Raw genomic sequence first — 16,445 nt, 5'->3', positions numbered from 1 at the left:
AGCTGTATATTGTCTAGGTGTGAGGTACCAAATTAAGAATATTCCTAGAGCTATTACAATTGCTATTAAAATTTTAGTTTTCATGTTTTTATCATCATTTTCTGAAAAAATGAAAACTTCTTTAGAAAAATTGTCATCTTCAATTGCTCCCCTCTTAGATTACCGAAATCCCATTAAAGTACCAAACCCATCCGCCAGAATAAAAGCAAGAATGAAAACGTGTACGGTTATCCATATTTTTCATAATATTTATATGATGAACAGCCGATAATAGTTGTAAAGAAATATTTACCATTACATTATAGAGGAAGTGTTTACATGGCTCAAATCTCAAGTATTTCAAGCAGATCACAATCTACACCGCCTGTAAAATCCAGAGCAAATATCATGTCACCCATTGACCGGGAGATTGAGCAGCTAATCAATCAAAAAGGAATGATTAATGAAAAAATCGCTAGTGTTAGATCCGACGAAAAACTGGACTCTAAACAAAAAGATGAAAGAATTAAACTGTTAACCGTGGACATGCAATTACTTGAATCTCAAATTATGCAGAAAAGAATGGAGAAGACTGAGGATACTAAAAATAAAAACAGTGCTTCTTCTCAAAAGGAAGATTCAATTAAAAAAACCGAAACGGATACAGGTAAACAAGATCTATCCGGCATACCGATGGAAAAGTTTTTACAAGCCAGCAATTTACATGACCAATTGACCAAAATGGCAAGTGTGCGTAGATCACTGAAAGTGGAATCTGACACCCTTAGGCAGGAAGTAAGAAAGGGAAGAGAGCTTCTTGGAGGTGAGAATGAACCCGGCGACCCAGGCAAATCGGAAATGAGAATGAACTTGGAATTGACAGTTAATAAATCCAAAACCGAAGACGCATTAAACATCGAGAGGAAAATTACTGAATTGGATCGTAAAATCAGTGAAAAGATCGAAGACACTAGAGAGGATATTCAGAACGATGATAAGAAAATCGTCACCGGAGAGGTTGATAACCAGGAGGATCTACCGGTATCTAATCAACCTGTACACACTGCCGATAGGCTAGGGCAGAATCAGGATACTGACAAGAACAAGAATAATAACCTGCAAGAACAACGTAATATGGGTATTGACATTCGCGTTTAGAAAAAAACTATGCTTCACAATTTACATAAGTACTTTCTTCTGTGAAAAAACCCACCTCTGGCCTCGACCTTTGGGTGGGTTTCTTACTTCCTCTTGTTGACTATTGTTATATATCACCTTTGTTTTATATGCGTATAAGACTTGTTATAAAATACTGAATCATTTTAATTTTTCATGACATTTTAATTCCTTTTATTCCTCTAATTTTCTCAATTTCATTTTCATCTTCAGTCATAATAACACCTATTTGTTCATGTGCTACAGTAGCCAACCATTCTTTCCCGTTCTTAAAAAAGCATATGTCTTCAAGCAATTCTGGCTGGAGCCATTGATATAAGCGTTCAGTTTTCCTTATCAGCACTTCTTTCAATTCTTGATTGCAATTAAAATAATAAACATCCGCATAGTGTCCAAGTAAAGTTGTCCCTGGCCATGCATCCTGCCTTCTTATTTCTTTTATGTGCGGCTTTATCTCTTCAATCCATTGTTTAGCGTTTTTGTTTAAATCAAGTTGGTCCCTTTTAACTAACAGAAACTCGTCACATGTGCTAAACGCTACCTCTAACAGGTCTTTGTATGTTGTCCCTTTTGGCTCTTCAAGTAATTCTTTCATATATAGGCTCCCTTCCGCTCAATGGTTGCTATCGTACCCGTCAGTTGAACTATTCAGAAATTGAAGTGTGCTTTGAGATCGAATCGATGACTAAACCCCAGTCATCATAATGAAGCTCATGTCCTGTCCCCACCAATGTTAGTAAAACCGCACCCGGAATCTCGTTAGCAAGATTTTCACCATGTTCATAAGGAATTATGGGATCTTCCGTACCGTGTATAACCAGAGTGGGTACATTTATTGCACTCGTCCTAGCCAAGTACGATTCGCCACCTGCTATTAAGCCATGATTACTCATGCTCGCGATATTATTACTTCTTGCAAATTCTCGTTTAGCCAAAATGCCAACTTTATTCTCATCGAAAAGATGCTTTGAACCTGCTAGAATTCTCGATCTCTCCACAGCAAATTCCGTTACCGAATGTTCGTTGGACCAATCGATAACCCCCATTTTCGAGAAAAAGTCCATTATCTTTTCCTCCATCGGGGGAAGATGTGGAGCAAAATTGGACGTGGATAGGAGGGTAATCGTTAGAACTCTCTCCGGATGACGCAGAGCTATCATTTGAGTCAACATGCCGCCCATCGACATGCCTAAGATATGCGCTTGCTCCATTTTATAAGCATCCAACACACGAATAGCATCATCTGCCATGTCTTCGAATGTATAATCGGGTTGACCAGGTTCGTAAGTTGTTGTGCGTCCAACATCGCGGTTATCATAACGAATGATAAAACGCCCTGTATCAGCTAGACGCTGGCAGAATTCTTCTTCCCACCAAATCATGGAGGATTGGGCACCCATAATCAGCAAAATGGCCGGGTTAACGGGATCTCCAAAACTGTCTATACATATATTAATTCCATCTGCATTTATGAATCGTTCGTTCATGTGAATTCCTACCTCCAATATGTTATACGAAATAAAAAAACACAGGCTATATCGGCCTATGCATACTGTAATCGAAAAAGAATTTGAAAATGAACAAATAAGATAATCACCCTATGATAGACTCGCAGTCAAGTCACCAGATAGATCCTTAAAGGGTTCATTACATTTTCTTCAAGTCCAGTCAACGCGATAGGAGAGTAAAATCCCCCGTCTCTAATCGCATATAACTAAATTAGGTTACCGTGAAGGCAAACCATTCTTCGATTACTTTGCACACAAAATAGCCTTAAACCACTATCCAATTCATTGTGCGAAGAATATCGAGAATTTAGTTTGCCACACGTAACCCCTCCGTTCGTACCAGATACAGCAATGCTAACATACGATAAATTTCCATGTCAATACTTGGGGATTTTGTTCAAGCTAACATAAAAGGTAAGCCCTCAGTTTATATAGATTGTTAGATAAAGTGCTTATCACACATTTTCCTCGGCTTATTTATTTTGCATACCAGTAGGTAAACACGGCCTCTCCTTTGTTAACAAACACCTCAATGGTTTTTGTGTCACGCAGCACCTTGATAGAGTTTATTGCACCGCCGTATTCTACAGGGAAGGTAGTATTGTTTGCTTTGATCCAAACTTTATCGTTCTCGATAACAACCAGTTCATCAGAATTGTTTAGCAACTCTTGTGCTTCGGCTACAGGGTAGGCGAGCAATTTACCGTCCTTCATGCTTAGCTCGCATGGAATCGTCAATGCCCCAGCATAATCGGCTCCCCCGTTTAGTTTCTCATCCTTGTTGAATAACCAGCCGATAATGATCCTGCGGCCTTTAGGATCCAGAAAAGTCTGTGGTGCATAATAGTGCGGCCCAATATGAGGCGCATGCAATGAAAAATCAGTCAACTGCTTTCCGTCAAAATTACCATAAGCAAACATCGTCGCACGGGTGTCACGGTTTATTTGTGAGAACATCAGCAGATACTTTCCTTCAAAAGGGAAGAAGTCAGGGCATTCCAAGACGCCTCCATATTCAGAGCCTTCAAACAAGACTCCTACATAGTCCCAATCCAGCAGATTTTGTGATTGATAAAGAAGTATTTTACCAATGTCCTCCTTGCCTGACGCGATTACCATATAGTAAACTCCGTCCATGAAGGTGACCTTGGGATCACGGAAATCAGCACTCGCCTCTGGAGGAAACTCCCTGATAACAGGATTACCACTGTACTTCTCAAAGTGTATTCCGTCATGGCTAATTGCAACCGATTGTGTCTGACCGTGCACATCTGATACCGAGGTATAGATGAGATAAAGGATGTCGTCCTTGACGACAGCACAGCCGGAGAAGCACCCACCCTGCTCACTGTCTTCGTATTCCTGGTCAGGGTAGAGAGCTATCGATAATTCTTCCCAATGAACCAGGTCATCGCTAACAGCGTGCCCCCAGTGCATCTGACCCCAACGGGGAACAAATGGATAATGCTGAAAGAAAGCGTGGTATCGCCCTTTAAAGAAGACTAGACCATTGGGGTCGTTGATCCAACCGGTTTTCGGCTCGAAATGATATTTAAGACGTTCTGGCAATTTATATCAGCTCCTTATTGATATTGCCTTACTAATGGGATTACTTATTTAGAAAATTCATATATATCTTTACAAGTTTACCTAGAATCTCAATACTTTCCTCAACACTAGGGGCCTCTAAAGAATGATTTGCATTCGGAATTTCAATTACCTCTCTGGCTTTGTCTATGTTAATTTGGTTGGCAAGCTCATGATTGAACACTTCATCCTTTGTTCCATAGACCACAAGGCCATTAAACTTGTTAACATAGTGAATGGTGTCTTTAATTGGTGTCAAGAACAGATGTTTTACTGGGATTTCAAGTTGTTCATGCACTTCCCCAGCAACTATTGTTCCAATGCTCTTACTGATAAAAACAACTTGATTATACTTGCTAATGATTCGTTGAACCGATTCATAGCTATCTTCTATGACTCTTTGCAGCTCATTCATATCCAAATCCGTTCTCGCTGCTTGATATCCATATTCAAGTACCAATAAATCGAAACCACTTTGGATTGAGGAAGTTCCAGCAAAATGCAGACATGGCTTATCACAAGGATAGTTTTTTCCGGGAAACAGAACAACGAGTTTATTGTTTTCCTCATATAGCTGATAATACTTTTGTTTCATGTCCGTTTTCCAGAACGAGGGTATCGTTAAAATCTCAAATTTCATTGCCTTCCATCCTTTCCGCTTCAGGTGATTTGGATTTCGATACACTATTTGATTACGCTGAATGGTTTATCAGAATTTGCTTTTTTGCCTTCGACTATTACTTTGATTATGTAATAAGCAATATTTAATGTTATTCCAAAAAGGATTAGTAGCATTGGGTGACAAAAATGACTGAACACCTCGGAATCTGTATGTATCCTAAAAGATAAATTATTAAATTCAACATCATTAATAACAAAACCCTCGTATTGTATAAGTTTAAAATCGCTCGTAATATTACGAACAAAGTTGTAAGTCATATTCAAAAGATTAAGAAATATTATAAAATTTAGAGTGATCATATATGTGCTTAAGGCACTGATTTTAATTTTCATAACTAACTCCTTTATGTTACACAGCTGTTCGTTGATTTCCATAGGTTTAGAAAAGCCCCCTGATTTAAACTGCGCAAGGGGCTGCTGAACTTGTAACAAGTCAGTCGGGACTCTATATTTAGTGACACTTCCTGTGATCCTTTCAAATATTCATCTTGTCGTTAAACTCGATGCAAAAAGGCTGTACCTCTGCTCTTAGACAATACTCAATTCTCTTCTTGAAATCTTTCCATGTAATCATCGCTAACGCTTCTTCAATCGGAAAAAATCCCGTTTCCAAGCTTTCAGATGATGGTGTCAATTCTCCGCCTATTGGTTTTGCGAGAAATAGGGTATTGCAAATTGAATTTCCAACGTTCTGAAATATCCCACAAAATCTGATGATCTCAATATCAATTCCTGACTCTTCTTTGGTTTCTCGGATTGCGGCTTTACTCAATGATTCTCCCTCTTCAACTTGACCCCCAGGCATCTCCCAACCTCTTCTTGGTCCCTTAATAAGTAATATCTCATTGTTATCATTTATTACAATTGCTGCTGCAGAAACAATATGTTTCGGAGGGCTCATCTGTATTCTCCTTTCCCCTATTCACACGACGGGCGAAGTTTTAAAGTTTTCTCGCTTTAATAACGAAGGTTACAGGAAACATCTTGGCTCTTTTGACAAAATCGTTATTTTCATCGTGTAGTTGTGTGATTTCATTCTCGGTTTCTTCAACCATTTGTTCAATAACAAACCCTGATTTTGCCAACGCATTTATATAGGTTGATAGTTTGCGATCTGATAAAGTTAGCACGCCTTGACAAAAATCAGGAGATACCGAATACCAAGATTCATCGAAATAACTTTTGTTAAACGAAAATGTATTGTTTTCTTCAACAACACATTTGTGTATCGGATGAGACCAACTGAAAATAAATATGCCGTCTTTTTTTAAATAAGAAGCGATCCGGCGAAAAGTACCTTCAAGGTCGGTTGTCCATCCTATGGCGTAAATCGAATAAACATAGTCAAAATAATCCACAGGGATGCTACATTCTTCTTCCATCGGAGAACAGATCCATTTTGCTGAAAGCCCGCACGCCGTCAAGTGCTGTTTTGCCTTTTCAATTTGTTTTTCTGATATGTCGATCCCCCATAGTTCAGATGCATGACGCTCCCCTTGATATTGCAAGGATTGTCCATTTCCACAGCCTATTTCTAACATCTTTTTCCCTGAGACATCGCCAAAAAGTTGGCATTTTTCTTCCGTGATGAATGCTCCATAAAAAGGAAGCACAATTGCTCTTAAGTGGTCATTTCCTTTGGTATTCCAATAAGAGCTGTTTGTTTCATAAACACTATGAATGTTCATGCTGATGACCCCCCTCTTATACAAATTTGGTTACCTGAACTACCCTTTTTCCTGATTATACCATCAAAGCACACTACGGTGCTTTTGCCTGCTCCCGAGTAACCGCTTACTGCAATAACCATAGTTTTCATTTGACTCTCATCTCCTAATAATAAAATATGAGCCAGAATCTCCTTTAAGGAGATCTGGCTCATTTGCACTTATGATATCATGGAATATCAAATTTCAAGCCTGTATCTTTCAGAAATTGTTGTATCATATAGAGGTTACAAAATCTGTGTATCTTTGTGCCCACTCTGAAAAGGATAAATTGTGATCCCAAGTTACGTTATCGATTGCTTTAGCACATCCCCAATCCAACACTCTTTGATGAAGCATATGCACTTTAAATCTTTCTTTAAACGCTTCCTTGCTTTCTATACGATGAAAATATGCTGTGATAAAATGCTTGGCTAGTTCCTCTTCCCCATCTTCAATATACATGGAAACGATCCGCGGCAAGTCAGCTATTCCATCACCAAAATAACCAGTTGTAAAATCAAATATGCCACTTAATTTCCAGTCTTCAGTTAAGCGTTGAACCAGCACATTATCTGCTTTGAAATCACCCATTACAAAGGTTGGTGAATTTAAAACGTCAAACGCTTCCTCACAAGATAACAATAAATCTTCAACCCATTCAATATCTTTAGATGTAATCACAGAGTACTTCTCGGCATCTTTTAACCAATACCTGATTCGATTGTAAAGCCAAGTTTTATATGTACTTTCAAACGGACGGATTCGTTGATTTTTTGAATCAAATTCTCCATATTGCTCTACCTTCCACTGATGCATCTCACACAAGCAGTTGACTAGCAGTTCAACAATCCTCTTTTTCTCTTCTTTGTTCAATTTTTCTTTTTTATTTTGATCTGTAAAATGCATTCCTGGAAGCCGTGGCATTATAGCATAGGTCCATCCAAATATATCTTCTTGTTCATCTACTATATAGGGATATGGAACAGGCAAATTTGTGAGTTTATTCAAGTTGTCTACATAGAATTTTTCTTCTTTAAATTGTCCTTCATATAACGGGTTTCCTTTTAATACATAATCTCCTGAAGTAGTACTGACAAACAGGGTCTGCTTACCTACACCTTTAGAAGTTTCTTGATATGATATCAGGTTACCTAAGTTAAAGCGATTTAACATTCTCTGTAATTGTTTATTGGTTAATACACCGATCATATTCGCAGAAAAAAAGATTTCTGTTGTCAATCAGACCCTCTCCTTACTACCATGAATTTTCAATAATAGCATTGGAGCACCAACAAGTTTTTTAGGTCACGATGGCTCTCCATTCTAATTTGCTATGGTACATTTTTTCTAAAATGGAAACCCACTTTTGGCGTCAGACTTGGGGTGGGTTTTTACTTTCTCTTGTTGTTGTTAAAAGAGCAAGAATGAACGTTCCTTCCAATTTTGTTTTCGGTAATCTCGCATAACGTTCGTATATTCACGAGGGCCAACCGACTTAAGGCTGCGCCAACAGCCGGCCGTGAGGTGATTAGTCGGTGCGGATGTGTCCGCTGTAAGTGCATCCCTGCTGATGGCTTCTCGTGGACCAAGGAGCGGATAAACCCCGATGCGTGAATATAATGTTATGTGATGCCGTCGGTCATCTTTAGATTACGATCATGTTAGTACTTTATCAATGCAATTTGTAAATCTCCAATATGACTTAATAAAATTATTCTTCAACACTAAAAAATGTTTCATTTGAAATTTGAATCAATTTATTGGTTGCTTCTTTACTTGCAGGATCTTGTAGCATCTTAGAAAATATCTCATGTAATTCTTCAACTCGTGCTAAAACTTTGTCTTTTGATTTCTCCTCTCTTAATGAAATATAGAGGTTATATAAACTAATATCTAAATCATCATTTACCTCTTCGAAAGAAGTTAGTTTTGACATCACTGCCACACTATATACACTCGAAATCATTGATCTGTAAGTATAATCATTTACTTGCAAACTGAAACTTCCAAGCACATTACTGAGTTGAACTTTATACGCAGTATCTATTGAGTTTTCAAGCACTCTCTTCTGACTTTGAGATTCGATAAATTTAATTAGAAGTATAGCGAAGGATAACGTTAATAGAATGATGATATAAGTACTTTTCTTCTTCATCGAACAGCTCCTAAAAAAGGAATTTGAACATCTTTCATTTAACGCTCGTGTGTTCACGAACGTCCCACCACCGGTTTCTAAATAGATGACATCATCACTTTTCATGGGATGATGGAACAAACTTGCTAACAGAAACATTTCATAAGAATCGGAAGAAATGATTTATTCATGCTTATCTCCGTGTTTTATTTCGTTTAACTGGTTTCCTATAATGTTATTATCCTCATCATTGGATGATGTTCTCAGAGTAATATTTACGGTTTTTTACTCCATGGCGTTAAGGTTCCCACAAGATATTTTTTTGAATTTGATTTAATACCGTTTATTACGCCATTTGATATCTCATCATGTGTTAACCATCTCGATTTATCGTTCTCCATAATAAAACCAAGTTGAATCTGGTGGTAATCACAATTCTCGATGTAATCCATTTTACTCCGTATATCTTCAAGGTTCGAGTTACTACCCAGAATATGAAATAGATTCCATCCTTCGTTAGTAACCTTTCTAATTTCACTGCTGATAGTATCAATAATCTGCTTATCGTTATTATGAATCCAGCGAACGACTAAATCATACGGACCATTTGTAGTAATTGAATTATGAATTTCGGAACTAAAAAGTCTTTCATTATAGTAATCAACCGAGATAGGTATTATGTTCTTACTCATACCGGTTAATTTACTCAACTTATGATTATCCCTACCAATAACAGACACCGTAAAGCCCTCATCCGCTAACCAAAGTGAAGTGTTGGCAAGAATCCCTGAACCGCCTATAACTAAAGCATGCTTCATCGAAACTCCCCATTCCTTTAAGTCAATCCCCATTCATTACAGACCTTGTAATATTCCCGATTCACGGCGCCGAGAGTCTTAAGGTCGCGTTGCGACCAGGTCAGACAGGACTTAGCCACGCAGGTATGTCCGGCTGATTCCACTTCCTTAAAAAAACTCTGGTGGACCGGGGGGCGACGAATGCCACCCGAAGCGTGACCTTTTGTTGGGCTCGCTCAAACTCCGTTTAGGAACCGATCCTTTTTCAATTTAAAAAATAAAACGGCCAATCGATGGGGCTTGGCCGTTTGGATCTCTATGAATTTATTATTAATAGACTTGGTTTAAACTAACAGGTCCCAGACTACCATAAGACCCTTGGAACTGTCCTTTGAGTACATAAGTTCCGGGACTAAGATAACCTACTGAATACTCGACAGGACTTGGTGAAGTTGGTCCGATATTCACGGTTGTCGTGAAGACGGTGCTAAGTTGACCGGCTGGTCCTTTGGAATAAAGCGTTAGCTCAACGGTTTCATTCGTAGAGCTCCATAGGCCAACACTTAATTTATGTTGAGCTGGTTGGTAAACTGTCAAATCATGCGATGTTGCAGTATACGCAGCAAATGCGCTAGTAGAGAAAGAGAAACATGCTATTAGCAAGATCAATACTACTTTTTTCACTCATTTCACCCCCCTTCTTTCCTTCTTGATTTAGAATGTCAGTAAGAGAAATTATGTAATGGTCATATTATAAGTAATATTTTAACTATTATATCAAAATAAAGATTTTATGCATATATATTAAATTTTCCGAATAATAAATGTTGGGTGTTAATGGTACGGTTAATCTATTGCAAAAAAAACACCAATTCCATCTGCATGGCAGAGGAACTGGTGCTTCCAGCTTTTAAATATTCGATTCGGGTGCAGATTCTATTCTACCGTAGTCTTCAAAATGATTTTAAGTCTTGGCAATCCCTCAAGAACACTTACTGTACCCGCAGTTACCGCACGTCTTGCATCCCTCAATGTTAATCAGGGATGCCCCGCCGCAGGATGGGCACAGATCCAGCGACATGGAGCCGCCGCCTGCGTGCGAGCCGTGGCCGCCATACCCTGCGGCTGCCGGTGCACCGGACTCGTCTGCATCAGCAGGCGCCATCGTGGCTGCGACCGGTGCCGGATCATGGTCATGATCCGCCTCCGCGTTGTTCGCCACGTGCGTTTCCAGCGCCTTCGCCACGGCGTCGGCAATGGATTCCACGCGGTTCGCACCGAAGCCGATCGCGCCGGTGCCGCCGATGCCCTTAAGGTGCTTGATCAGCAGCTCCACCTTATTGCCGTGGTCCCCATACCGGAGGAACAAGGAGCAGACCCGGCCCAAGGCTTCCGCCATCGCGAATACATCCGAGCCGGCCTTGCCGACATTCAGGAAGATTTCGCTGGGAATGCCGTCCAGATCATTGATCGTAATGTACGCCATGCCAAAAGGCGTATTCATCTTATAGGTAGCTCCGCGCAGCACCTGCGGGCGCTTCTTGTATTGTTTATCCAGCCCGCTCTTGCTTGCGGATGCTGTCACTGCCACGCTTGCACCCGCTGGCTCCACGCTCGCCGCATCCTCTGCCGCTTGCCCTGCCGCGCTTTGCTCCAAGGCCGTTTCCGCCGAAGGGGCGGTCACTGCTTCGGCTGCTTTCTCTTCTTTTTTCTCCGTCTGCAGCACCTGCACATCGCGGCTGCCGTCACGGTAGATCGTTACGCCTTTGCATCCCAGATCGAATGCCAGCTCATACAGGCGCTTCGTATCTTCAACCGTGAAGTCAGCCGGACAGTTCGCCGTCTTCGAGATCGAGCTGTCCACCCAGCGCTGAATCGCCGCCTGCACGCGGATATGGTCCTCGGCGGAGAGTGTCATCGCCGTGACGTAATAATCCGGCAGCTCCTCGCCCGGATGACTGTCCAGCCAGTCCTGGGCAATCGGCACGAACTGCTCGTCGAAGCCAAGACGGCTTTGACGGAAGTATTTGAAGGCAAAGTACGGCTCGATGCCCGTCGACGTTCCAACCATCGTACCCGTGCTGCCCGTCGGCGCTTGGGTAATCACGGTCACGTTGCGCGCGCCCTTTTCACGCACCGCATCCGCCACTTCTGGATACACTTCCGCCATATTTTTCATGAAGCCGCTTTGCAGGTACAGCTCGGCATCGAATGCTTGGAACGAACCCTTCTCTTCGGCAATATCGGCGGAAGCCAGATACGCCTCGCGTGCGATGAAGCCGTACAGCTTATCCAGGAATTCCAGTGATTCCGGGCTGCCGTAACGGATGTTCAGCTTGATCATCAGCTCGGCCAGACCCATCGTTCCAAGGCCCACGCGGCGCTCTTTTTTCTGGTTCAATTCATTCTCTTCAAAATGGTACGGCGTCCGGTCAATGACATTATCCAGGAAGCGCACGGAGTAACGCGTCGTGGTAGCCAGCTCTTCCCAAGCGACGTCATGATTCGCCTCATCATAGAACTTCGACAGGTTCATCGCCGACAGGTTGCATACGCCCCAGCCAGGAAGTCCCTGCTCACCGCAAGGGTTCGTGCAGATAATCGGGTTGAAATACCAGCTGTTGGACATCTGGTTGTAGTATTCCATGAAGACAACACCCGGCTCCGCAGATTTCCATGCAGATTCGATAATCGTATGCCATACCTCGCGTGCCCTTACCGTTTTATATGGAATAACGCTATGTCCGGCTTTCTTCCATTTCTCCAGGTCGCCGTCCCACAACTCATCATAATCGGGATCGGTGGTATCCGGGAACACGAGCTCCCAGTCCAGATCCTCCTTCACGGCTTTCATGAAATCATTGCTGACGCATACTGACAGGTTTGCATTTGTAACTTGTCCCATCGTCTGCTTCACCGTAATGAAATCCTCCACGTCCGGGTGCCAATCGTTAATCATTAGCATGAGAGCGCCCCGGCGGCTTCCGCCCTGCTCGATCAGGCCTGTCGTATAACTGAACAATCCGCCCCACGATACCGCACCGCTGGAGGAACCGTTCACACCTCTCACAATCGCCCGCCGAGGACGCAGGGAGGACAAGTTGATGCCGACACCGCCGCCGCGCGCCATAATCTCGGTCATTTCGGACAGAGTTTCCATAATCCCGCCCCGACTGTCCTTCGGCGAAGGAATCACGTAACAGTTGAACAGCGTCAATTCATCGCTTGCACCCGCACCAGCCGCAATCCGACCGCCCGGCACCAGCTTCCAATCATCCAGAATCTCGCGGAATTTCCCGCGCCACTCCTCCTGCAGTTCCGGCGTTGCTTCCACCGATGACATAGCAGCTGCGAGTCGATCCCACATTTCTTCCGGCGTTTTCTCGATGGTTAACGTCAGCTTCTCCACATCCGATTCCACAAGCTCGCCCTTCCGTGTCTTCACCGTGACCTTGCGGCCTTCGCGCTTCACGATTTCGCCAACTTCCTTAGTCGGAAATTTAGGATCATCCTTCGTCAGAACAAGCACCACATCGCCGACCTTCGCGTTGTTGGTGTCCGCATCCTTCCAGGCATACCGGTCCAAAAAGATCTTCTCGCTTAAACCTTCCAGCCGCTGATTCTGCATCGTAGTCAAGAGCAACTACCTCCTATATAAGTTATAAAATCAAAAAGATTCCCAAGTATATGCGCTCACCAACAACATAACCTGTTATGTAGCCGGTCAAACATCCGAAACCACTATATACACTATATATAGTGCTATTTATTCATTATACTACACTATATATAGGTTAACTATGCCGATAATGTGAAAATTAAGCCGACTGTTCCAAGCTCCCGCTCGCAAGCTTCTGCTTTCTTCCTCTCGCTCTCTTTTTCACTCTTCCCTATGAAAAAAAGGATGAAAATATCCAATTCCAGCAGCCGCGCACCCTCAGGGGATTTTCGCTTCTCCCAAATCCAAGCAAGGTTATGAAGACTTCTTTTTTCGTCCATACTACATATACACCGCTGGCCCGGAATATTTCACAACAGGAGGAGATCGACATGAACCATCAGCCATCTGCCGATTCAGGCATGATCATCGACCCGCGCATTCCCGTTCCCTTGCAGATCGACCGTTCCTGGTTTGACGATCTCGCCGGACGCCTAGACAAAGGCGGACCTTGGGGTGACTATCGACTGGCCCAGCTTGCCGTAGAAGGCGAGAAATCCCGCCTCGTTACAAGCTTCGAAGAGCTGCAATGCCTCAAGCATCTTGGCACCTTATCCCCGCTTCCCCACCAGACGGATACTGCAAGACGCGTTTTGTTCGAGATGTCGGGCAGAGCGATTCTGGCCGATGAGGTGGGACTTGGGAAGACAATTGAAGCCGGTCTTATTTTAAAAGAATACCTCGTGCGCGGACTCGTATCCAAAGTTCTGATACTGGTTCCCGCTTCCCTTGTGCTGCAATGGGTCCGTGAGCTGAACTCCAAGTTCGGCATACCTGCGGTCGCACAGAAAAAAGCCTACTCCTGGGGCAACGATATCGTTGTCGCCTCCATGGATACGGCCAAACGCGATCCTCATCAGGAAATTCTGCTAAACGAAGAATACGATATGCTCATCATCGATGAAGCGCATAAACTCAAGAACAAGAAAACGTCCAATTATCAATTCATTCAAAAGCTGCGCAAAAAATACTGCCTGCTGCTGACGGCCACGCCCGTGCAGAATGACTTGAGTGAGCTCTTCAATCTCATCACGCTGCTGAAACCGGGCCAGCTTGGCGGCCAAGGACAGTTTGCCGCGAATTTCGTTGTCGATAAACGGAGACCCAAGAATCAGGACCAGCTCAAGGACGAGCTGTCCAAGGTCATGATCCGCAACCGCCGCGGCGAAGGCGAAGTGAAATTCACGAAGCGGTCCGTCCGCAATGTAGGGCTCAGCCTTTCGCCAGAAGAACAGTCATTATACGACGGGGTCACATCCTTCGTCAAAGATCAGTATCAGGCAGCCGGGGGAAATTTAAGCAGTATGCTGTCCCTCGTTACGCTGCAGCGGGAGGTGTGCAGCAGCCGGGATGCGGTGTTCGTTACGCTTGTTAATTTGTCCAAGAAGCTCCCGGAGGACTCCCCCCTCCGCGATAAAATCTGGGAGCTGGTCTATCTGATCAAGGCCATAAAAGCGAACACCAAGGCCGAGAAAACCATTGAGCTCATTCAACAAATGAATGAGAAGGTTATTGTATTCACGGAATACCGGGCAACGCAGGAATATCTGCTTAATTATTTTCGTGATCACGGTCTCGTTTCCGTACCTTACCGCGGTGGGATGAACCGAGGCAAGAAGGACTGGATGATGGATCTCTTTCGCGGTAAAGCACAGGTTATGATTGCTACGGAAGCGGGCGGAGAAGGCATTAATCTGCAATTCTGCCACCATATGGTCAACTTTGACCTGCCGTGGAATCCCATGCGGGTGGAGCAGCGGATCGGACGCGTGCACCGTCTCGGTCAAACCAACGATGTGCAAATCTTCAATTTATCCACCTCCGGAACGATTGAAGAACATATCCTGAACCTGCTGCATGAGAAGATCAACATGTTCGAGATGGTCATCGGCGGACTGGATGTCATTCTGGAGCGGTTTGAGAAGAAGGAATCCATTGAGAAGAGCCTGTACAAAATCATGCTGGAATCCGGCAACGACGATGAAATCCGGCAGCGCATCAGCACACTGGGCGAAACGATACACCATATCAAACAGGATATCGAGCTCGAAAGCAGCGAAGAAGAAACCCTTAGAGAGGAAGAGGCCTAATATGACCATGACGCCGCAGCAGGTGCAGCAGCACTTCATGGCCTATTTGGAAGCCACCGAATGCACCGTCATTGAAAAATCACCTGAGCATGTCACGGTGAAACTGTCCCCGCAGGCCGATAAAATGCTCACCAACCGCCCGTACTACTGGGGCTTTGTGGAACGTACCGGCGCTCCAGCCGAAACGTTGTCGTTCAACTTCGTCTTTGATCCGGATAAATACGATGAACGGCTCGCGAAGACAAAAGAGGCGGAAGTCAAAGCTCAGCTCGCGGCACCAGCGCAGGATCCGCTGCTGGCCCGCTATTACGGAAATGCGCCGGTACTCCCTGTCCTTGGACCTGGCCGGATTCAACGGGAAAATATCGGTTATGGCAGCAGCCGGCTCGCCCAAATCTGGAATGCAGCCCGCGAGGAAGGAAAATGCGTTTATCTGTTCCAGCAGCGCGGTACCGAGCCTCGCCCCCGAGGGCGCTCGACCCCTTATGAGCAGTGGCTTAGCGTCTGCTTTAAGGTAGAGTTCAGCTGCGATCTGAAGCGTGAGGAGTTGTTCTTTCTAGGAATCTCACTATCCAGCCGAACGATTGCTCAAGATTTCCCGGCTATCCTGAAGGGCCGCGACCTTACGCCCCGATTACCGGAGAGCGTTCATGTACGCCCTGCCGTGCTTACCCTTCAGCAGGCCGTATCCACGCTGGAGAACCATCTGATCGACAAATTGAGCAAGCTGGATTACGACTGGGCTGAGAAGGCAAGAGAACGTCTGAAGGATGAGTTTCTGGTGATCGATGGCTATTACGAGGACTTGCTCAAGGAGCAGGACGAAGAAAAAAAGGTACTCATTGAGGAGCAATACCGGAACAGAAGGTCCGAAATGCAGTGGCAGTACGAGCCAAAAGTGAGCTTGTCCGTCATAACCTGCGGCTTGTTTCACCTCTGTTCGCCCGTGGATGCCTCTTCATGACGCCCCTCTACAAAAGCAGGCAAAAAAAGAACCTGTCCCCCTTCCCCTGCCGCGACAGCTTGCAACAGCCTTTGCAGAGCTTGTCCGATATGATCATTGTTA

Annotated in this window: 15 protein-coding genes; 3 read left to right on the top strand and 12 right to left on the bottom strand. The window is 43.8% G+C overall.

The annotated features are described in order from the left end of the window. Window positions 1–318 precede the first annotated feature (318 nt). Window positions 319–1,137 (top strand): hypothetical protein, encoded by an 819-nt coding sequence (locus WDY75_RS10175; protein ID WP_006211632.1) that lies wholly within the window; start codon window positions 319–321, stop codon window positions 1,135–1,137. A 172-nt stretch (window positions 1,138–1,309) separates the two neighbouring features. Here the strand turns inward: WDY75_RS10175 and WDY75_RS10170 are convergent, their stop codons facing one another. The 12 genes from WDY75_RS10170 to WDY75_RS10115 form a co-directional block, all read right to left on the bottom strand. Continuing rightward, window positions 1,310–1,750, bottom strand: coding sequence for a hypothetical protein (locus WDY75_RS10170; RefSeq protein WP_036641661.1), 441 nt, complete (start codon window positions 1,748–1,750; stop codon window positions 1,310–1,312). Window positions 1,751–1,799: 49 nt separating this feature from the next. Then, window positions 1,800–2,642 (bottom strand): alpha/beta fold hydrolase, encoded by an 843-nt coding sequence (locus WDY75_RS10165; protein ID WP_063480185.1) that lies wholly within the window; start codon window positions 2,640–2,642, stop codon window positions 1,800–1,802. A 498-nt stretch (window positions 2,643–3,140) separates the two neighbouring features. After that, window positions 3,141–4,232: a glycoside hydrolase family 32 protein gene (locus WDY75_RS10160; protein ID WP_063480186.1), complete on the bottom strand. Its 1,092-nt coding sequence runs from the start codon at window positions 4,230–4,232 to the stop codon at window positions 3,141–3,143. A gap of 40 nt (window positions 4,233–4,272) precedes the next feature. After that, complete coding sequence (locus WDY75_RS10155; RefSeq protein WP_063480187.1) at window positions 4,273–4,890, bottom strand: alpha/beta hydrolase; 618 nt, start codon at window positions 4,888–4,890, stop codon at window positions 4,273–4,275. A gap of 516 nt (window positions 4,891–5,406) precedes the next feature. Then, the gene (locus tag WDY75_RS10150) at window positions 5,407–5,832 is read right to left on the bottom strand and encodes an NUDIX hydrolase (protein ID WP_063480188.1); all 426 of its coding nucleotides are present in this window, start codon (window positions 5,830–5,832) and stop codon (window positions 5,407–5,409) included. 40 nt (window positions 5,833–5,872) lie between these two features. Then, complete coding sequence (locus WDY75_RS10145; RefSeq protein WP_006211639.1) at window positions 5,873–6,619, bottom strand: class I SAM-dependent methyltransferase; 747 nt, start codon at window positions 6,617–6,619, stop codon at window positions 5,873–5,875. A gap of 255 nt (window positions 6,620–6,874) precedes the next feature. Further along, window positions 6,875–7,879 carry an aminoglycoside phosphotransferase family protein gene (locus WDY75_RS10140; protein WP_063480190.1) on the bottom strand — a complete coding sequence of 335 codons (1,005 nt, stop codon included), beginning with the start codon at window positions 7,877–7,879 and terminating at the stop codon, window positions 6,875–6,877. Window positions 7,880–8,351: 472 nt separating this feature from the next. Then, window positions 8,352–8,795 carry a hypothetical protein gene (locus tag WDY75_RS10135; protein WP_063480191.1) on the bottom strand — a complete coding sequence of 148 codons (444 nt, stop codon included), beginning with the start codon at window positions 8,793–8,795 and terminating at the stop codon, window positions 8,352–8,354. A gap of 254 nt (window positions 8,796–9,049) precedes the next feature. Beyond that, entirely contained in the window at window positions 9,050–9,592 is a 543-nt protein-coding gene (locus WDY75_RS10130; protein WP_063480192.1) for a hypothetical protein, read from the bottom strand. Window positions 9,593–9,901: 309 nt separating this feature from the next. Beyond that, complete coding sequence (locus WDY75_RS10125) at window positions 9,902–10,255, bottom strand: hypothetical protein (RefSeq protein WP_076150926.1); 354 nt, start codon at window positions 10,253–10,255, stop codon at window positions 9,902–9,904. A 298-nt stretch (window positions 10,256–10,553) separates the two neighbouring features. After that, window positions 10,554–13,199, bottom strand: coding sequence for an adenosylcobalamin-dependent ribonucleoside-diphosphate reductase (locus WDY75_RS10120; RefSeq protein WP_063480526.1), 2,646 nt, complete (start codon window positions 13,197–13,199; stop codon window positions 10,554–10,556). A gap of 170 nt (window positions 13,200–13,369) precedes the next feature. After that, the gene (locus WDY75_RS10115; protein ID WP_063480193.1) at window positions 13,370–13,570 is read right to left on the bottom strand and encodes a hypothetical protein; all 201 of its coding nucleotides are present in this window, start codon (window positions 13,568–13,570) and stop codon (window positions 13,370–13,372) included. Between the two features lie 51 nt (window positions 13,571–13,621). On the opposite strand from WDY75_RS10115, the gene WDY75_RS10110 reads away from it, so the two are divergent. Then, window positions 13,622–15,379: a DEAD/DEAH box helicase gene (locus WDY75_RS10110; protein WP_006211643.1), complete on the top strand. Its 1,758-nt coding sequence runs from the start codon at window positions 13,622–13,624 to the stop codon at window positions 15,377–15,379. Between the two features lies 1 nt (window position 15,380). Further along, entirely contained in the window at window positions 15,381–16,343 is a 963-nt protein-coding gene (locus tag WDY75_RS10105) for a YqhG family protein (protein ID WP_063480194.1), read from the top strand. Window positions 16,344–16,445: the final 102 nt, after the last annotated feature.

Source organism: Paenibacillus glucanolyticus (assembly GCF_037333485.1).
GTDB lineage: Bacteria > Bacillota > Bacilli > Paenibacillales > Paenibacillaceae > Paenibacillus_AQ > Paenibacillus_AQ glucanolyticus.
This window is presented reverse-complemented; position numbering and strand designations above follow the sequence as displayed.